1 protein-coding gene and 1 pseudogene are annotated in these 2144 nt (G+C 25.0%); both read right to left on the reverse strand.

The annotated features are described in order from the left end of the window. Positions 1–202: 202 nt before the first annotated feature. Positions 203–1927, reverse strand: a complete 1725-nt coding sequence (locus tag EZH24_RS10660) for a DUF262 domain-containing protein (RefSeq protein WP_137999102.1) — start codon at positions 1925–1927, stop codon at positions 203–205. Positions 1928–1956: 29 nt separating this feature from the next. After that, a pseudogene (locus tag EZH24_RS10665) lies at positions 1957–2144 on the reverse strand (pyridoxal-phosphate-dependent aminotransferase family protein); the annotation flags it as partial.

The raw sequence follows: 2144 nt of genomic DNA on the forward strand, positions 1-2144 counted from the left end.
CTTTGGTTTGACTTCGCACCATCAAAGTGGTTTGACTTCTCACCATCAAAGCGTCATATTCGCCGATTATTTTTATTATCTCCTCTTCGCTCATAGTTGGAAGAAAAATCGCTTCTGCAGTTTCGGATATTATATCTTTCACGCATTTGTTTATATTGTCCGTTATCAATACTTTCATTTAATAATTCTCCATAGTTTATTTTTATTTATTTTCAAAAATATCTACATTCCATATTTCAAAAAATTCTTTTGTTAAAAGTTTGGTTCTATCCTCAATGGTTTTTTCATTCCATCCTTTTTCATTTATCAACTCTTTATTAATCAATAAATCAGCACTCTTTTTAATAAAGTGTTTTACCTTTTTATTGCCATTTAATTTTATATCCCAAGTTTGATTTTGAATAGTTGCATTTAATTTATTTTTTAGTAATGTCATATTTCCAATCTGGTAAATAAGTTTTTTAGCATTATCGCTATTTTTTCCTACTTCTACCCAATGAGTTTGCCATTTCTGTGGCATTAGATGTTCGAGCGTATAAATATATTTAAGTTCGGTTTTATCTTTGAAATCTTTTTCTTTATCTTCTCTATGTAATTCTATCCAAAATAAGATTATTTTTGCCGTATTATTATTATTTATGTTTTTTAACAATTTCTCTACATATTGCTTATTTAATTCATATGTATTAGATATTTTATTCTTAAGATAAGAAGCTATTTCGTTGTTTTCTTTTGGTAAATCTTTTACAACTTCAACAAAAAATTTGTTATAATTTTTATTTTCTTTATTGCAAAGTATAAATATTTCTAATATATATAAACACTCTTTAAGAGTTTCTTTTTCACAATTTAGTTTATCTTTTAATATCAAAATTAATGGTAAAACAGTATTAGTTTTAGTTTGTTCTATAATATGAAAAAATCTATCCTCCCACTTTTCAAAAGAAAATAAACTTTCTTTGTTATAAATTGGAAATTTTCTATATATTTCTGAATATTTTAATATATCCTCAAAAAAATTTTTTAATTCCTGTTCTCCAAAATTTTTAGTATGTTCTTTATATAATAGGCTCATATTTTGTAAATTATGCTTATTAGGGTCAAAAAAACCTTCTATAATAGCAAATGCATGAAAAAATATTTCACTTTTTGCTCTTTTTATTCTACCTATAGTTGTTTTTTTATCCCAAAAACTTCTTTCAGTATTATCTTTTTCAAAAATACTTCCCCAATATTTTTTATACCATTTAGTCGCTTCTGTTTCGCCTATAATCTTTATAGTTTTATCAAATAGTGCATTTTTTATAATATCTGTAGCGTTAAGTGGTTCTCCTGTGGAATTTATAGAATCAAAAATTTTTTGTTCGTCTTCATTAGCGTTTAACGAAACGGTTATCCAAACTTTTCTCTCATAAATAAAATCTAAAAATTCATGAATTTGTTTTATATTATCATTAAAAGCTTCTTTAACCTTTTCAACAAAAAAATTATGACACCCAATAATACCTTCTTTAATTCCTTTATTAATGTCATTATTTGTGAACAATTCATTATATTTTTCTATATCAAGCATTGAATGTTGAATTATTGGCAATCTTTGTTTAAGCGGTTTTTGATATAAGCATGATATATAATCTTCTTTATCTTCATCATCTAATTTATCGTATAAAATTTTAAAAAGAATTGAAAAAGTAGTTAATCTTTGTTGTCCATCAATAACATTCGCAAAATTATCATTACCAAGAGAACGCTTTAAAATAATAGAACCTAAAAAATGGTCTTTGTTATTTTTAAAACTGTCATACAAATCATTAAAAAGCCTTTCCCAATCTTCTTTTCCCCAAACATAATGTCTTTGAAAAAATGGAATAATAAATTTTTTTTCATTAATCATAATTTCTTTAAAATTTTTTTCTTTAGCTTCCATAATTCAATAAATCTCCGTTAATTATTTTTTCAATTCTTATTTAATTCTTCAATCAATTTTTTTACTCCGCTGCCGAGATTGAATTTATAACCCAATTTTAAAAGACTCGCTTCCAAAGAACCTACAGCCATAATCAAATCTCTTTCGCAAACAAATCCCAAAGTTCCGATTCTAAATATTTTATTTTCCAAATCTCCCTGTCCGTTTGCGACTATTA

The organism is Brachyspira catarrhinii (assembly GCF_005518285.1).
Classification (GTDB): Bacteria; Spirochaetota; Brachyspiria; order Brachyspirales; family Brachyspiraceae; genus Brachyspira; species Brachyspira catarrhinii.